The sequence below is a fragment of the Parasediminibacterium sp. HNIBRBA5674 genome, from assembly GCF_056745525.1.
Genome location: NZ_JBQWIE010000009.1, coordinates 42631 through 59147 on the forward strand (window position 1 = coordinate 42631; position 16517 = coordinate 59147).

At 36.0% G+C, this 16517-nt stretch carries 15 protein-coding genes; 8 read left to right on the forward strand and 7 right to left on the reverse strand.

The features are described 5' to 3' along the window. Positions 1-17 precede the first annotated feature (17 nt). From ACT9TX_RS06405 to ACT9TX_RS06415, 3 genes are read right to left on the reverse strand one after another with little or no spacing between them, the layout of a single operon-like run. Complete coding sequence (locus ACT9TX_RS06405; RefSeq protein ID WP_481337422.1) at positions 18-1700, reverse strand: GMC oxidoreductase; 1683 nt, start codon at positions 1698-1700, stop codon at positions 18-20. A 55-nt stretch (positions 1701-1755) separates the two neighbouring features. Further along, positions 1756-2634: a hydroxypyruvate isomerase family protein gene (locus ACT9TX_RS06410; protein ID WP_481337423.1), complete on the reverse strand. Its 879-nt coding sequence runs from the start codon at positions 2632-2634 to the stop codon at positions 1756-1758. 29 nt (positions 2635-2663) lie between these two features. Further along, entirely contained in the window at positions 2664-3917 is a 1254-nt protein-coding gene (locus ACT9TX_RS06415) for an MFS transporter (protein ID WP_481337424.1), read from the reverse strand. A 252-nt stretch (positions 3918-4169) separates the two neighbouring features. Here ACT9TX_RS06415 and ACT9TX_RS06420 point away from each other — a divergent pair, with 252 nt between their 5' ends. From ACT9TX_RS06420 to ACT9TX_RS06435, 4 genes are all read left to right on the forward strand, one after another. Continuing rightward, on the forward strand, positions 4170-4559 hold the full coding sequence (locus ACT9TX_RS06420) for a c-type cytochrome (protein WP_481337425.1): 390 nt from the start codon (positions 4170-4172) through the stop codon (positions 4557-4559). A 3-nt stretch (positions 4560-4562) separates the two neighbouring features. After that, positions 4563-5252: a 3-keto-disaccharide hydrolase gene (locus ACT9TX_RS06425; protein ID WP_481337426.1), complete on the forward strand. Its 690-nt coding sequence runs from the start codon at positions 4563-4565 to the stop codon at positions 5250-5252. A gap of 439 nt (positions 5253-5691) precedes the next feature. After that, positions 5692-6087 (forward strand): hypothetical protein, encoded by a 396-nt coding sequence (locus ACT9TX_RS06430; RefSeq protein ID WP_481337427.1) that lies wholly within the window; start codon positions 5692-5694, stop codon positions 6085-6087. Between the two features lie 876 nt (positions 6088-6963). Next, positions 6964-7755, forward strand: coding sequence for a glycosyltransferase (locus tag ACT9TX_RS06435; protein ID WP_481337428.1), 792 nt, complete (start codon positions 6964-6966; stop codon positions 7753-7755). 2 nt (positions 7756-7757) lie between these two features. On the opposite strand, the gene ACT9TX_RS06440 is transcribed toward ACT9TX_RS06435, so the two are convergent. The 4 genes from ACT9TX_RS06440 to ACT9TX_RS06455 form a co-directional block, all read right to left on the reverse strand. Then, on the reverse strand, positions 7758-8459 hold the full coding sequence (locus tag ACT9TX_RS06440) for a methyltransferase domain-containing protein (RefSeq protein WP_481337429.1): 702 nt from the start codon (positions 8457-8459) through the stop codon (positions 7758-7760). Between the two features lie 94 nt (positions 8460-8553). Continuing rightward, complete coding sequence (locus ACT9TX_RS06445; RefSeq protein WP_481337430.1) at positions 8554-10602, reverse strand: tetratricopeptide repeat protein; 2049 nt, start codon at positions 10600-10602, stop codon at positions 8554-8556. 5 nt (positions 10603-10607) lie between these two features. After that, positions 10608-10967 (reverse strand): DUF2304 domain-containing protein, encoded by a 360-nt coding sequence (locus ACT9TX_RS06450; RefSeq protein ID WP_481337431.1) that lies wholly within the window; start codon positions 10965-10967, stop codon positions 10608-10610. A gap of 5 nt (positions 10968-10972) precedes the next feature. Then, a complete protein-coding gene (locus ACT9TX_RS06455) occupies positions 10973-11680 on the reverse strand; it encodes a glycosyltransferase family 2 protein (protein WP_481337432.1) in 708 nt (235 codons plus the stop codon). Between the two features lie 159 nt (positions 11681-11839). Here ACT9TX_RS06455 and ACT9TX_RS06460 point away from each other — a divergent pair, with 159 nt between their 5' ends. From ACT9TX_RS06460 to ACT9TX_RS06475, 4 genes are all read left to right on the forward strand, one after another. Continuing rightward, the gene (locus ACT9TX_RS06460) at positions 11840-12442 is read left to right on the forward strand and encodes a T9SS type A sorting domain-containing protein (protein ID WP_481337433.1); all 603 of its coding nucleotides are present in this window, start codon (positions 11840-11842) and stop codon (positions 12440-12442) included. 45 nt (positions 12443-12487) lie between these two features. Continuing rightward, positions 12488-14830, forward strand: coding sequence for a beta strand repeat-containing protein (locus ACT9TX_RS06465; RefSeq protein ID WP_481337434.1), 2343 nt, complete (start codon positions 12488-12490; stop codon positions 14828-14830). A gap of 111 nt (positions 14831-14941) precedes the next feature. After that, entirely contained in the window at positions 14942-15646 is a 705-nt protein-coding gene (locus ACT9TX_RS06470; protein ID WP_481337435.1) for a phage tail protein, read from the forward strand. Between the two features lie 156 nt (positions 15647-15802). Continuing rightward, positions 15803-16507, forward strand: coding sequence for a phage tail protein (locus tag ACT9TX_RS06475; RefSeq protein WP_481337436.1), 705 nt, complete (start codon positions 15803-15805; stop codon positions 16505-16507). Positions 16508-16517: the final 10 nt, after the last annotated feature.

Genomic DNA, 16517 nt, shown 5'->3' on the forward strand with positions numbered 1-16517 from the left:
GTTTTAAAATTAGATAATTATAAGTTGCCTTTTTTCAATTCGCTTACTGCAAAATCACATGCTCTAGCTGTTAGCGCCATGTAAGTTAATGAAGGGTTTACACAAGCTGCTGAAGTCATAGCCGCACCATCAGTTACAAACACGTTTAAAGCATCCCATACTTGGTTGTTGCCATTTAATACCGATGTTTTAGGGTCTTTGCCCATGCGAGCTGTACCCATTTCGTGTATACCTCTACCCAAAATGCCGTTGCCTTCGTAAGTTTTTACGTTTTTAACGCCAGCAGCTTCTAGCATTTCTGCTGCATCATTCATCATGTCTTTACGCATTTTTATTTCATTCTCTTTCAACTCACAGTCAAATGACAATACTGGCAAGCCCCATTTATCTTTCTTGGTTTTGTCTAAGGTCACTCTGTTATCGGGGTTAGGTAGTACTTCACCAAAGCCCATCATGCCCATCGTCCAGCCACCTGGTTCTGTTAAGGCATCTTTGAATGCTGCACCAATATTTGCCATTTCGGCTACATCTCTATGCCAGCCTTGCCTTGTACCACCACCTTGGTAGCCAAAACCACGTACGTAATCACGTTTATCACCAAATAAATTGCGGTAGCGAGGTATGTAAATACCATTGGCTCTTCTGCCATACGTGTATTTATCTTCATAACCTTCTACAGTACCATTTGCACCCACACCTAAGTGATGATCCATTACGTTTCTACCAAGTTGGTCGCTGCTACTACCTAAACCGCCATCCCAAACATCTGTTGCTGAGTTCATCAACACCCAAGTTGAGTTTAACGCAGAAGCATTTACAAATACAATCTTTGATTTAAACTCGTAGGTTTTATTTGTTTCAGCATCTAAAACCTCAACACCAGTTGCTTTTTTAGTGTTTTTGTTATATAAAATTTTAGTAACAATACTAAAAGGGCGTACTGTTAAATTACCTGTTTTCATAGCCGCAGGTAGGGTAGAAGATTGCGTGCTGAAATACGCACCAAATGGGCATCCTAACCAGCATTTGTTTCTGTATTGGCAATTGGTTCTGCCTTCATGCGCTTCTGTTAAATTAGCCGTACGGCCAATAATCATAGTACGTGCACCTTTGTAATGCGCCTTTATTCTTGCAGCAACATCTTTTTCTACACATGTCATTTCCATTGGTGGTAAAAACTGACCATCAGGTAATTGTGGTAAACCTTCTTTAGACCCGCTGATACCAGCAAAGCGCTCAACATGGTCGTACCATTTTTCTAAATCTTTATAACGAATAGGCCAGTCTACACCATGACCATCTTTTGCATTTGCTTCAAAATCAAAATCGCTCCAACGATAGCTTTGTCTACCCCACATTAAAGAACGACCACCAACATGATAGCCTCTAAACCAGTCAAAACGTTTTTTCTCAGTGTAAGGGCTGTCTTTGTCGCTAGCCCAATAATCAAGATTTTGCTCGTTTAGTGTATATTCTCTACTTAGTACAGGATAATCAGTAATCATTTGCTGGGTTTTGCCACCTCTATGTGGAAATTCCCATGGCGCTTTATTAGCGTTTACATAATCCTTGATGTGCTCAATGTTTCTGCCTCGTTCTAACATGAGTACTTTTAGGCCTTTTTCAGTCAGTTCTTTTGCTGCCCAGCCACCGCTAATACCGCTACCTATGACGATAGCATCGTAAGTGTTTTCTGCCATATGGATTTGTTTTATGTTTGTTTTATCGTTAGAAATTATTTGAAAATAGTGCTGTTTAAATATCGCAAATACTGATGGCTTGCTTTAATGAACCTACTTTATCATTGCCTGTAGGTATAAATTCTTGTGCTACATAGCCTTTGTAGCCTGTTGCCAAAATGGCTTTCATAATGGCAGGATAGTACAATTCTTGCGTGTCATTAATCTCATGCCTACCAGGTACACCACCTGTGTGGTAATGACCAAAATATTGATGATGCGTATTAATAGTACTAATAACATCACCTTCGTCTATTTGCATGTGGTAGATGTCGTACAACAATTTGAAGTTTTCAGAGCCAATCATTTTACACAAATCAACACCCCATTGGCTTCTGTCGCACATGTAATCCTTATGGTTTACTTTACTATTCAAAAGTTCCATAATGATTGTAACGCCATTTTTTTCAGCAACAGACATTATTTGTTTTAAACCATCGGCACAGTTTTTCATGCCAACTTCATTTGCCATACCATTTCTATTACCGCTAAAGCAAATGAGATTTTTGTAGCCTGCAGCAGCTACTAATGGAATCATATCGGTGTAGTTTTTTATCAAGGTTGAATGATACTGAGTATCGTTCCAGCCTTTTGTTAAACTAATTTCTGCGCCATTGCACATGCTGCTGTAAATATTGTATTGCTTAAGCGTTGGCCAATCTTTTGGGCCACACAAATCAATAGCACTAAAGCCAATACTATTTACCACCTTGCATAATTCATCAAGCGGTAAAAAATCATAAGTCCATCTACAAACTGAATGGTTGATATTCTTCTTCAAAGGATTATTTTGAGCGTTTGGTGAAGAAAAACTTGATAAAACACCTGTTGCAGATGCTGCTACAGAGCCAGCAAGTATATTTTTTATAACGGTTCTTCTGTTAGTGTTCGACATCAATAAATAAATTATAAGATAAAGAATAATTAAGCAGTAGCTTTTTGCTTGCGCATGTAAATAACAAGGCCAGTAAAAGCTACAATCAAAGCTAACGGAATCATCATTGTAGTATTAATAATATCGGGGCCAGCGGTTGCTTTTGCCACTGATAAAGCATTTGCCAAAGGTGTACCCGCTACGGCATTACTGTATTCTGCCAAATTTGCGCCAGCAGGTAATTTTTCAAGTAAAATGGCGTCATATCTTTCGCCCATAAAAATCATATAAACAGATACAGCAAACATACCTGCACCACCCATTAGGTTTAACCCAACAGCACCAGTATCTGGCAAGTTCTCAGCTACAAAACCCAGCATAGTAGGCCAGAAATAACAAACACCCATACCAAACACTAATGCACCAGCAAATAAGGCATTACCACTTGCATGGCTTAAAATGTATAAGCCCAAAGCCGCTAATATGGTAGAAAATAACAACACGCCCTGTGGTGAAAATTGCTTTACAACAGGCTTTGCAAAACCTCTACCCACAACCATCACCAACGTTGTTACAGTTAAAATAAGCAACGAATTATCTGTTACGTTGTGCAATAAAACGTCAATCCATTGACCTGTAAACAATTCAGTAATAGCTGTACCAAACATGCAGATAATCATGAAAAGGAACAAAGGTTTAAGCAAAGCTTTGTACATATTGGCTGTGCTTACGCCTTTTGCAACTCTCTCAGTTACAGGAAAATCAAGCTTTGAAAACAAGTAACCATAAATAGCGGTAGGTATTAACATTAAGCCAACTTGAATTTGCCAGCTTATGCCAATTTTATTAAGTAAAAAAACGATTAAAGTACCTATTACAATACCGCCAGGAAACCAAAGGTGAAAATGATTAAGTTTAGTTGTTTTATTATCGCTATAAAGACTAGCCACTAAAGGATTACAAGCTGCTTCTACGGTGCCATTTGCAATACCTATAAGCAAGGTAGAAATAAATAAACCTGTGTAGCCACTAGCAGTAATGGTTAAGATAATGCCTAGTAAATGAAAAATAAAAGCAAGAACTAGTAAGCGTTTCATACCAATAACATCTACCACTAAACCACCAATAATAACTGCTAAAGGAAAGCCCCAAAATGCAGTGGCAGCAATACTGCCTAATTCTGTTTTAGAAAGGTGCAATTCATCGCCCCAAGTACCAAGTAAACCGGCTCTAATACCGAAAGAAAGTGATGTAACTAAAAGCGCAAGACAACTGGCAACAAAAAGCTGATTCTTTTTAATCATTTGTGTAAATCGTTAGAATGTATAAAACAGGTTGGCGGTTTAAATGTAGAAATAAATTTGAACTAACAATAGCTTTTTTAGTTATTTATAATTCTTTGTTTTAATGCAAAGCTTTGCTATTTATAAACTTTTTTTTAGGCGGTTTTTTTTCAACTTTTTAGTACAAAAAAGGTAGTGCAAAATGATTAATTGTTGCTTCTATCCATACATTTACAAGTATTATTTTGTTAAAAACAAATTCAAACGATTAAGATGAAAAAAGTGTTTACCATCCTATTTGCCACTTCTATTGTAGCTAGTTTAATAGCTTGTGGTGGTTCTGAAACAAAAGACAAAGCGGTAGCTACAGCTACAACCGACATTAGCGCTGATCCAAATTATCAAAAAGGACTTGATTTAGTTGCAAAATCTGATTGCCTTACTTGTCATAAAATAAATGAGAAATCTACTGGCCCTGCTTACAACGAAGTGGCTAAAAAGTATGATGGCGCAGCCGATACAACTATTATAAGACTTGCTAGTAAAATAATTGCAGGTGGTGCTGGCTCATGGGGCACTGTACCTATGACACCACACCCTCAAGTATCGCAAGCTGATGCTGAGCAAATGGTGAAATATATTTTATTACTTAAAAATAGTTAAGTCATGTATAGTAAACTAACGATTGCAAGTTGCGCATTAGTAGTAATTTTTGGATTTACAACTGTAGCTAAAAATACTGCTAAAGGTTTTGTAAAAATATTTGATGGTAAAACTACCAAAGGCTGGCACTGCTACAATAAATCAACTGTTGGCGCTGCTTGGAAAGTTGAAGATGGGGCATTGCACTTAGATGCAGCTACCAAAGAGGGTAGAGGTAACCTAGTAAGCGACCAAGCTTATGAAAATTATCATTTAAAATACGAGTGGAAAATTTCGCCCAAAGGCAATAGTGGCTTACTGTTTAATGTAGTTGAAGATGCTAAATACAGCGAACCTTATTTCACTGGCCCAGAAATGCAAGTGCTAGATAATGATGGTCATGCTGATGGTAAAATAATAAAGCACAGAGCTGGTGATTTGTACGATTTAATATCTTGTGGTAAAGAAACTGTAAAGCCTGTGGGTGAATGGAATAAAGCAGAAATTATTTTAAACAATGGTGATTTAACTTTTATTCTTAACGGTGAAAAAGTAGTGCACACAACCATGTTTGGTGATGAATGGAAAGCCATGGTAGCTAAAAGTAAGTTTAAACAATGGGCTGATTTTGGCACAGCTAAAAAAGGTAAAATATGCCTGCAAGATCATGGTGATGATGTATGGTATAGAAATATTGAAATCAAACAACTGTAGTATTCTACACATAATTTAAAGTGCCTGTTACTATTTGGTGACAGGCATTTTTGTTTAAAAGTCATCTAGACCATAACAATAAACCGAACTGCTTGTTATCTTTATCACAAACCATTAACTATGGTTGAGCTTAGGGGGGCTAGAATAGATGATAGAAACCCAAAGTGGGTAACCTATTGCTGAACACTAAAACCCAAAAAATCCTGCACTTGTAGCTGAGGTAGAAAAAATGGGTTACAAATTGAGTTATGACAATAGAAGTAGGGATCAATTAATGCAATTTTGTGCGATTGGCAACATGGTAGTTTTTGGGGGGTAATAGTAATAACGGTGAACATTATGGTATTGGTTGGTAATTACTTGTGATAATTTGATTACCAATTTAAGACTGTCTCTACGTTATCTTCGCCAGCCATTTTATTCACTAAAATATTATGCTTTGAAACATTCACAAACTATAGGATTATTAGCAGCGTTGGTAATTATTGGTATCTGTTTTTTACCTTGGGTTACTATACCCACAAAAGATTTGGTAGTTACTGGTATGAACGCTAAAGGAACAGATTTTGGTACACCTGGTAAAGTGAACATTTTCTTTAGCATAGTCATGGCAGTATTCTTCTTTTTGCCAAAAATTTGGGCTAAGCGTACTAATGTGTTTCTAGGTGCTTTAAATTTTTCTTGGGCTGTAAGAAATTATATTTTACTAACTACTTGTATGATGGGTATTTGCCCCGAAAGACACTGGGCTTTATTGGCACTAGTAGTTTCCTCCGCTATCAGTATGTTAATGACTTTTTTTCCTAAAATTAATATAGGGGTGGTAAATTCCTAAATTTAAACTCATTTATAGACACCAAATATTTTACAATTGTATTTTTTTTATTTATGAGGATATGAGTTTTTATATGTTCGTATTTGTTATCTAGTTTGTTATAATAATAATTCCTACAATAATAAAAGCCGCACCAATAACTTGTTGAATGTTTAATTTTTCGTTAAGAAAAAAATAATTTGCCAACACTATAAAAAACAGCGATAGTAAGGTTACAAAAGTTGTGAGCGTTGTAGAAATAGGGGCTAAGCGAGGTATTTTTAAAAAACTATTATTTAAAAATATAAAACTTAATCTTGAAAAAATTGCAAAGAACATTGCTAGAATAAATTTCCAATTAAATAGCAAATTGATGAGCGCATAGTTTTTAAATAAGTTGCCCGAAATTAAATTTCTATCACCAACTAATACAATTGAAATAGCAGATGAAAAACAGTAAACCAATAACCAAAAGATTATTTCTAAAACCATAATTTCTAATTTGTCTGTTAAAATATTTTATGAATATGTATATATTTGGTTAAGCCATAATATTTATTTTCAAAACACAATGATACCAAATATTTTATAAATAACCTACATTCAACCAATTAGAAAATATTATTTCACACTTAAATAATAAAATTATTTTAAATTTAGTTTCTTTAAAATAAACAAGTTGTTTTCTTAACCGCAGAGAAGCACAAAGTGAAAAATGCAGAGTTTGCAAGGGGCTTAGCGAATTCTTTTCTAAAAAAGTTGCGTTCATTGCGGTTAAAATAATTTTAAATAACTTTAATGTTAAAGAAAATATTTAACAAAACATAGCTATAAGCTAAATAAATTATTTATTTTTATGGCCGTAATACTCTCTAATTTTTTGCATGAACATCTAAAATGACTATACATACATTCGTAATACCTGCATATAATGAGTCGCCATATTTGGAACAATGCATTCAAAACCTGCTTTCTCAAAAAGAGAAAAGTAATATAATAATAACTACTTCAACCCCTAACAATCATATAATAGCATTGGCCGATAAATATCAGCTCAAATGTTATATTAATGACAGTGGTGAGAAAGGGATTGCTGCCGACTGGAATTTTGCTTTGTCAAAATCTTCTACAATACTAACTACCATTGCACATCAAGATGATGTTTATCTATCCAACTTTAGTCAGGAAATTGTTAATACATTTAACTCTAAAGCTAAGGATTGGCTGATTGCATTTACAGATTATAAAGATTTGATTGGAACTGAACCAAGAAATATTTCTCTTAACCATATTGTTAAAAAAATATTACTATTTCCATTTTTGTTTAAAAAAAATATTCATTCGCGTTTCGTAAAAAAAATGATACTAGCATTTGGAGATCCAATTGGATGCCCAACTGTTACATACAATTCGTCAGCATTAAAGAATTTTTCATTTTCTAATGATTATGCCTGTGTACTTGATTGGTTTGCATGGTATGAACTTGCTTCACGAAAAGGTGCTTTCTATTTCATTAATCAATCTCTAATGCTCCATAGAATTCATGTGGCATCAGAAACCAGTAACCTTATCAATAATGGAAAGCGAAAACAAGAAGAAACTAAACTTTTTCGAACTATTTGGGGTAAATATTTCGCCCAAATAGTTATTCCAATTTATTTAATTGGCCATAAACAAAATAAGGTATAGGTCTAAATATCTATTTCAAGAATATTACCACCTGCAATCAATGGAAATAAAATCTCAACTCCATTTACCAATTTCTCAGAGCCATTTACAAAAACTTTCTTCAACCCTTTAGATCGCATAATCATTTCTGTAAATTTTACATGATAAGGAATTACTTCCCATTTAGAAAAGCCTGCAAGTTTACAAAGCGTGTTTAATGTTTTATAAGAATACACCTGCAAATGGTCTATATGACAAGATTCTCTCTTAAACAGAGCTAATATAATATTAGAAAATGATGTGGTGTTTGGCGTAGAGCATATCATTTTTTTGCCTGAGTATAATTGTTTTATATGCTTAAAAAAATCCAGTGTATTTGGTAAATGTTCTATTAATTCACCGGCAACTATTACATCAAATTCAGTGTTGCCAAAATTTATTTGATGTAAATTGTATATGTCGCCTTTTAATATTTTTTCTCTATCAGAGTAGATAATACCTTTTTCAGGTAATTGAGCCGAATTGTCTATTCCATAATGCAATTTTGCAACTTTTGAAATTTCTGTAAATAAGTATTTTCCAGTGTTTTCTTTAATTAAAGCTGTTTCATCATAGCAACCAAGGTCCAAAACGTTTTTGCCGTCACACATTTTTACTATATAACCTACTCTTTCAACAGGGCGGGGCAATAATAATTTTTCTCCAACCGAATAGTTTAGTTCCATTGTTTGTTACCATTTTTAGGGCCTAAAAGATTGAATGATTTTTTCGAAAATAGTAATAAATGCTTCAATGCAATTTGGCAGTTAAATGTTTAGATTATTTGTTTTTAAGATGGCTTTTTGCCCACTCTAAATTGCCTTTTGCTAGAGGCAAATTCGGATTAATTTGCAATGCTTTTGCACATGCTTCTATTCCTTTTTCCCATTGCCCTAATTGGTTGTAAGAAGCACCAATATTATTATAAGCCTCCACCATATTAGGCTTAATTTTTAGTGCCTCATTGCAAGCATCAATGCATTTTAAATACTCCTTCTTGTTATAATAATTGAGACTTATATTTATATAATCTTCTGCTGATAATTTTTTTGTTTCTGCCGAAGTAGTTGTTATGAACAAGTTTTGTTTTCGTTTCCCCGACTCTAGAAAAACTAATGCGTTTTTATCGTCTGAAATTATTGAAAGGTATCTTTTAGCCGTTTCTGTTAATTTATTCCATTGTTCTGTTTGTAAATAAACAACCATTAAGTTATTCAATGCCATAGTTGAATAAGGATCAATGTTTAATGCTTTTTCAGAAATAGCAATTGCTTCATCATATTTATTGTTTTGAATAAGAAACTTTGCATAAAAAGTATAACAATCCACATAAGTAGATCCGTAAAATATTGCTTTCTTAAAATAAATATCCGCATCTGTAGGGTTGCCCATTGCACTTTTTAGAATGCCTAAATTAATAAATAAACTATGATAATAGGGTGTATAGATTAAAGCCTTTTCAAAGTAATTACTTGCAACTGCATAATTACCTTTTTCCATTTGTGTTAACCCATAATTCATCAAACCTCTTCCATTCATAGGGCTTTTAATTGTTACATCATACCAGAGAGATTCTTCAGTTTTCCAAACTTTATTTCTTTGATAAACCCCAAATGCATTTAGTAAAAAAGCAACACACACAATCAATAATATAAAAACTTTTGTATTTTTTGATTGCGGTTCTTTATTGCTCATTTTCTGTATCTGTAACAGAACAAAAGAAGTAAACGCAAAAGTTAATCCAACAAAAGCAAAATACATTCTATGGTCGTTTGTAACTTCTGAAAAAGGCACGAACGATGTTGGTAGTAACGAAGCCATAAACCAAATCAATCCAAAGGCAATAGGTGTTGTTTCTTTTTTTGCTGAAGTTTTTATTACAGTAGTAACAAGGATAAAAACAAATGTCAACCCAATTATAATTCGTTCATCAAAAGGATTTGTGATTACGCACCAGTCAGAATCGGCACTTAAATTTCCCGGAATAAAAAATAGTACAAAATATCTTAACCAAACATACGATTGCGTTAAAATATAATAGCCCGCTGGGTTAGATATGCCTTCAATGGCTTTTATTTTAGAAAGAGTGTAAAGTTGAAATGAAGCAATGATTAAAACTGCGGGTAAAAGCTTCACAATAACATTTCCTACTTGTTTGATATTTTTCTTTTTAAAAATATCTACTATGGACAACTGCGCTTCAAAAAACAATAAGTAGAAAAACAATAGTATTATTAATACTGGTACAGTTTCTTTTGCAAATACCCCAATTGCAGCAGGTAAAAGATATAATAAGTATTTTCTTTTATTAGGAAAGCTAATAAATATTAATAACGATAGAGTAATTAAAAAAGTAGAAAGTACATCTGATCTTGAAATAATATAATTTAATGTCTCGGCATTAGCTGTATGTAATGCAAACCAACCAGCACCTAAAACAGCCGAAATTAATACATACGTCTCATCGGATAGTGATTTTTTTAATAATTTTTTATATACTATAAATAGTATAAACACCAAGAGTATATGCCAAAGGAATGTGGATAATTGGAAATAAAAAGGGGTTAAGCCTTTACCTAAAAAATAATCAATGGCCAATGTAGTAGTTACTAAAGGTCGCATACCCCAATGTGCTGGCGAAGCACTGAACATTTTTGGGTTTCTATAAAATTCGGGAATGTTTTTTAGGGCTCTAATATGCACATTATTAACAATTGTATGCATATCGTCAAAATGGAAGCCATTATTAAAATGATTGGAATAGCTTATGAGTAATAGTACAAATAAAACTAACGCTACTATAATTGCATTTCGTACAGTTCGCTTCATTTTATTTAAAAATTTATTTTGTTATTATTACTTGTATCTATTGCATTTTTTAATAAAGCAACTTCTTGTGTAAGCTTGGTAATGTTTTTTTGCATTTTAGAACTTACCTGACTTAAATGGAGTAAATAAACCATAATTAGAAAAATAAAAACAGTAAATACTAAATTTGGTGGTTCTATTACTCCAAATAGCTTTGAAAAATAAGCAAGCCCATCTCGCCAAAACGAAAATATGGCCATGAATAACGTTATTATTATCCATACTACTGCATATTCTTCACGGAGCTTTCCTTTAATAATCAACCAACTTATATAGCCTATAAAAAATAAGTTGATGATGATAGTGATAATTTGTATGCGAGCCATAGAATCTATTTTCGTATGTAAGAAAAAAACATTGCAATGCTAACTTTAATAATGTAATACAATTGCAAAAACCATCTAATAGACGATTGCCCTCCTTGCCGTTCTCGCATAATTACAGGAGTTTCCTGTATTATCAATCCTTGTTTTGCGAAAATAACAATTGATTCTGGTTCTGGAAATTCATCGGGATAATTGAATGCTGCAAATGAAAATGCTTTTCTATTCAATAATCTGAATCCTGATGTACTGTCAAGAATGCTTAAACCAGTAAATATTTTATTAATGATAAAAAAATATGAAATACCTACTCTTCTTAAAAAAGAGGATTGAAAACCTTGTTTATGTATAAATCTTGAACCAATTACAATATCAGGTTTATACTTTTCGGCAGTGTCAAATAATTTCTTTATTTCTTGTGGATTGTGCTGCCCATCACCGTCTAACTGTATAGCAAAGTCATAATGATTAAAATGTGCGTATAAAAAACCAGCTTGCATTGCACCACCTATTCCAAGATTTACTGGTAGATTAAGCGTATTAATTTCCAATGCTTTTGCTACTTGAAATGTATTGTCAGTAGAACAATCATTTACAACCAAAATATTTAAATTTGGGACTTCCTTTTGAACAAGTTTAACCTCAGCAATTAAATTGGGAAGCGCCTCCTCTTCATTAAAACATGGTATAATAACTAAGGTTTTCAAACGATTCATAGCTATTTTAGTTGACGGCAAAATAAATAAAAAGTTATTTGCCAACTATTTTTAGTTGTTCTACATCAAGAATTTTAAATTAAGTTTTGAGAAATTAACTTGCAAAAACTCTATGTACCCATCTTTTTGCCATGTGGCCTAAATGGCTTACACAAACTTATGTTATCAATATTTTTTTTAAATTTGTTTAACTATTCTTGGAAATTTCACATTTTATTTGCACTTTTATTTTTTAATCCTATTTTGATGCCAAAACTACTCTTAACCCTAGCAATAATAATTGCCTTCCTATCTACAGGAATAAATGCAGCCTCTCAATCTTTATCACGTACCGTTCAATGTTCATCAGGCGAAACCTTACAAAAAGGTGATTTAAGCATTACTTACGTATTGGGCGAAGCGGTTGGTGAGCTTTTATCAAGCTCAGATAATAGTAGATACCTTACAACTGGTTTTACACAACCCGATATTGAACTAAAAGAAGTTTTAAACAGAGATATTAGCAAATCGCTTACAATATTTCCCAACCCTACCACTAATGGTTTTGTAAAGCTAGCATTTAATAATGTAGCTAATGGAACTTATAATATAGATATTATTGATGCTATTGGCAGAGTTCTGCAAACTAAAACAGTAGTATACGCCAATTTTAATTTTTTATACGTTGATTTTAATATTTCTTCTTATGCTCAAGGAACTTATTTTTTAAGGGTAAGAAGTGATAATAATTTTAAAGGTTCAGTTAAACTTATAAAACAATAAATAATAAATACACGCAATAACTTTTTAGACCATAACTATAATGTAATGAAAAAAACAATCCTACTTCTATTAGTAACCCTTTTTATCAGTAGTGCGGTTCTTGCTCAACCTCAAGCATTTAAATATCAAGCGGTAGCAAGAGGTGTAAATGGTGCACTACTAGTTAATACATCATTTAATGTTAGAGTATCTATACTTATGGGTAGTGCAAATGGAACGGTTGAATACCAAGAAACTCAGTCAGTAGCAACCAACCAATATGGATTGTTTACGCTAGATATCGGTTCTGGCACACCAACAATAGGAACATTCTCTGCTATCACGTGGAGCAGTTCCACTCAGAAATACATACAAACAGAAATAGATTTAGGTGCAGGCTATATTAATTTGGGGGCTAGTAAATTATTAAGCGTGCCGTATGCTTTGTACTCATTAAATCCAGGCCCTAAAGGTGCAACTGGCGCTACAGGTGCAACAGGTCTACAAGGCATTCAAGGTTTGGCTGGCGTAACTGGTGCAACAGGTGCCACAGGTTTACAAGGCATTCAAGGTTTGGCTGGTGCAACTGGTGCCACAGGTTTACAAGGCATTCAAGGTTTAGCTGGCGTAACTGGCGCTACAGGTGCAACTGGTCTACAAGGTATTCAAGGTTTGGCTGGCGTAACTGGCGCTACTGGTGCGACAGGCTTACAAGGTATTCAAGGTTTGGCTGGTGCAACTGGCGCTACAGGTGCAACAGGTTTACAAGGCATTCAAGGTTTGGCTGGCGCTACAGGTGCAACTGGTCTACAAGGCATTCAAGGTTTGGCTGGTGCAACTGGTGCCACAGGTTTACAAGGCATTCAAGGTTTGGCTGGTGCAACTGGTGCTACAGGTGCAACTGGCTTACAAGGCATTCAAGGTTTAGCTGGCGTAACTGGCGCTACAGGTGCGACAGGCTTACAAGGTATTCAAGGTTTGGCTGGTGCAACTGGCGCTACAGGTGCAACAGGTTTACAAGGCATTCAAGGTTTGGCTGGCGCTACAGGTGCAACTGGTCTACAAGGCATTCAAGGTTTGGCTGGTGCAACTGGTGCCACAGGTTTACAAGGCATTCAAGGTTTGGCTGGTGCAACTGGTGCTACAGGTGCAACAGGTTTACAAGGCATTCAAGGTTTGGCTGGTGCAACTGGCGCTACAGGTGCAACAGGTCTACAAGGCATTCAAGGTTTGGCTGGCGTAACTGGTGCAACAGGTGCCACAGGTTTACAAGGCATTCAAGGTTTGGCTGGTGCAACTGGCGCTACAGGTGCAACAGGTCTACAAGGCATTCAAGGTTTGGCTGGCGTAACTGGTGCAACAGGTGCCACAGGTTTACAAGGCATTCAAGGTTTGGCTGGTGCAACTGGCGCTACAGGTGCGACAGGCTTACAAGGTATTCAAGGTTTGGCTGGTGCAACTGGTGCTACAGGCAATGGCGTTCCTGCCATATCAGGTGCTACCACAGGTAAATATTTAACTAACGATGGTACTATAACAAGCTGGGCTACTGTAATTGGTGGTAGTGGTGGTACTACTGGTGCTACAGGTGCAACAGGCTTACAAGGGATTCAAGGTTTAGCTGGTGCTACTGGTGCTACTGGTGCAACTGGCTTACAAGGTTTAGCTGGTGTAACTGGTGCTACTGGTGCAACAGGCCTACAAGGTTTAGCTGGTGCTACTGGTGCTACTGGTGCAACAGGCCTACAAGGTTTGGCTGGTGTAACAGGTGCTACTGGTGCAACAGGCTTACAGGGTTTAGCTGGCGTAACTGGTGCTACTGGTGCTGGCTTTACAAATGGTACGGCCGCTGGTCAGGTGTATTTAACAGGATCTACACCGTTTGCCCCACAAAGCCCTCAAACAGTAACGGGTGATATAACAATATCTTCAACAGCTGTAACAACACTTGCTACGTCAGTAGCAGCAGGTAATCGTATGGTAACCGCATTGGGCAATGCTACTATGGGTACAATACCTGCGGCACGACTAGGTACCAGCTCTGGTAGTGCCACTACTTATTTGGATGGTACAGGTGCATTTAGTACACCTAGCGGTGGCGGCGGTGGTAGTGCAAGTTACACAGTAACAAATACAAGTCAAACCTTACCTAATGCCAGTGGGAATTACTTAATTACTGCTAATAATATTACGTTAACATTACCTACTTCTCCCTCACCAGGCATTGTTATTAGAATTGCTTCTCCTACAAGTAGCACGGGTAATAAGATTACCAATAGTGCAAGTGGTCCTATTAATTATCAACAGGGTGGTACAGCTTTCGCTGCGTCGGCTAATTATCCACTTAATAGTACCAACGGATTTATGAGTGCATTAATATGGACAGGGGCTGAATGGATAGTATTCTAATTTAAGCCGAGCTTCGGGATGTTCCGTAAGGTATCTCGAAGTACAGCTATGTGGGCATTTGTAATGCCATAAAATGTCTCTTATTATTTAATTATAAAAAAACAGACAATTATGACAGAACCGTATGTAGGTCAAATTTCCATGGTGGCATTTAATTATGCACCCGTAAATTGGGCATTGTGTAATGGTCAATTGTTACCAGTAAGCCAATACCAGGCTTTATTCTCGGTATTAGGTACCACTTATGGTGGTGATGGTGTACACAACTTTGCTGTGCCAGATTTAAGGGGCCGGTTGCCTATACATCCAGGGCAGGGTACAGGTTTGAAAAACAATTATGAATTGGGTGTAACAGCTGGTACCGAAACTAATACCCTAACTGTACCTAACCTGCCGTCACACAACCACACTGCAAAATTTACTGGCTTTCAAAGCCCAATTAGTGGTCAAACAGGCCCATTGCCCAATATTTCAGCGGGTGGCGTATTGCAAACTACCACTGCAATGGGTACAACTAGTACACCCGGCGTTAATATTGGTCCGGCACAAATTCCCCAAATTCCATTTAATGCTGGTCAGGGCGGTCCTAAATCAGTATTGGCCTATGGCCCACAAGATGGTACTGCCAAATTGAACGTTAATGTTACTGCTGTTTATCAAGGCAATGGTACTGCTATATTAGCTGGTACAAGTATTGCGGCGGGCTCGGTTGAAGTTGGCAATACGGGGAGCAATATACCTGTACCAAATATTCAACCAGTATTGGGCATCAACTTTGTAATAGCATTGTACGGTAATTACCCACCACATCCTTAATTTGCGTATTCTCAATTTATTTAGTAGAATCCTGCTAGTAGGTAAGCTAGTTTTTTAGTACTTCAGGTATTGTTCTTTTAGCATCCCGAAGAGCCAATGTTTAGCCTTTAGAAGGTAATACACATTTCTTACTTTATAACCATAAAACATACAATTATGACAGAACCGTTTATAGGTGAAATTTCTATGGTTGCATCTGATTATGCACCAGATGGTTGGGCATTGTGCAACGGGCAATTATTGTCTATTGGCGACAACCAAGCATTGTATGCCTTATTGGGTACAATCTATGGTGGTGATGGCAGAACGACTTTTGGCGTGCCCGATTTAAGAGGTAGGTTGCCCATACAGGTTGGGCAAGGGTCTAATTTGCAAAATACCTATACACTGGGCAAACCCACAGGTGCAGAAACCAATACCCTAGCCGTGCCAAACCTACCATTTCACAACCATGCTGCAACATTTACAGGTAAGCAAACCATACTTGAAGGTAATACTGCACCATTGCCCCCAATTATAGCACAGGGCGTAATGCTAACCACTACGGCTATGGGTACTACTAGCACACCAGGTGTTAATATTGGCCTAGCACAAGTTCCACCAATATCTAGTGGATCTGTATCTAAACCTGTATTGGCTTATGGCCCACAAGATGGTACTGCTAAAATGAGTGTAAATGTTACCGCTGAATACATTGGCCCACCTACTGTACCACTAAATGGTAGTAGTACAGCAGCAGGTATGGTTACGGTAAATAATACGGGTAGTAATTCACCAGTACCACCAATACCAAATATTCAACCCGTATTGGGTATCAACTTTGTAATAGCAACAGTAGGTACTTGGCCAGATCATCCTTAGTAGAAGAAGT

Coding starts and splice junctions, on each gene's coding strand:
- ACT9TX_RS06405 (WP_481337422.1), bottom strand. CDS start 1,700: ATGGCAGAAAACACTTACGATGCTATCGTCATAGGTAGCGGTATTAGC.
- ACT9TX_RS06410 (WP_481337423.1), bottom strand. CDS start 2,634: ATGTCGAACACTAACAGAAGAACCGTTATAAAAAATATACTTGCTGGC.
- ACT9TX_RS06415 (WP_481337424.1), bottom strand. CDS start 3,917: ATGATTAAAAAGAATCAGCTTTTTGTTGCCAGTTGTCTTGCGCTTTTA.
- ACT9TX_RS06420 (WP_481337425.1), top strand. CDS start 4,170: ATGAAAAAAGTGTTTACCATCCTATTTGCCACTTCTATTGTAGCTAGT.
- ACT9TX_RS06425 (WP_481337426.1), top strand. CDS start 4,563: ATGTATAGTAAACTAACGATTGCAAGTTGCGCATTAGTAGTAATTTTT.
- ACT9TX_RS06435 (WP_481337428.1), top strand. CDS start 6,964: ATGACTATACATACATTCGTAATACCTGCATATAATGAGTCGCCATAT.
- ACT9TX_RS06440 (WP_481337429.1), bottom strand. CDS start 8,459: ATGGAACTAAACTATTCGGTTGGAGAAAAATTATTATTGCCCCGCCCT.
- ACT9TX_RS06445 (WP_481337430.1), bottom strand. CDS start 10,602: ATGAAGCGAACTGTACGAAATGCAATTATAGTAGCGTTAGTTTTATTT.
- ACT9TX_RS06450 (WP_481337431.1), bottom strand. CDS start 10,967: ATGGCTCGCATACAAATTATCACTATCATCATCAACTTATTTTTTATA.
- ACT9TX_RS06455 (WP_481337432.1), bottom strand. CDS start 11,680: ATGAATCGTTTGAAAACCTTAGTTATTATACCATGTTTTAATGAAGAG.
- ACT9TX_RS06460 (WP_481337433.1), top strand. CDS start 11,840: ATGTTATCAATATTTTTTTTAAATTTGTTTAACTATTCTTGGAAATTT.
- ACT9TX_RS06465 (WP_481337434.1), top strand. CDS start 12,488: ATGAAAAAAACAATCCTACTTCTATTAGTAACCCTTTTTATCAGTAGT.
- ACT9TX_RS06470 (WP_481337435.1), top strand. CDS start 14,942: ATGACAGAACCGTATGTAGGTCAAATTTCCATGGTGGCATTTAATTAT.
- ACT9TX_RS06475 (WP_481337436.1), top strand. CDS start 15,803: ATGACAGAACCGTTTATAGGTGAAATTTCTATGGTTGCATCTGATTAT.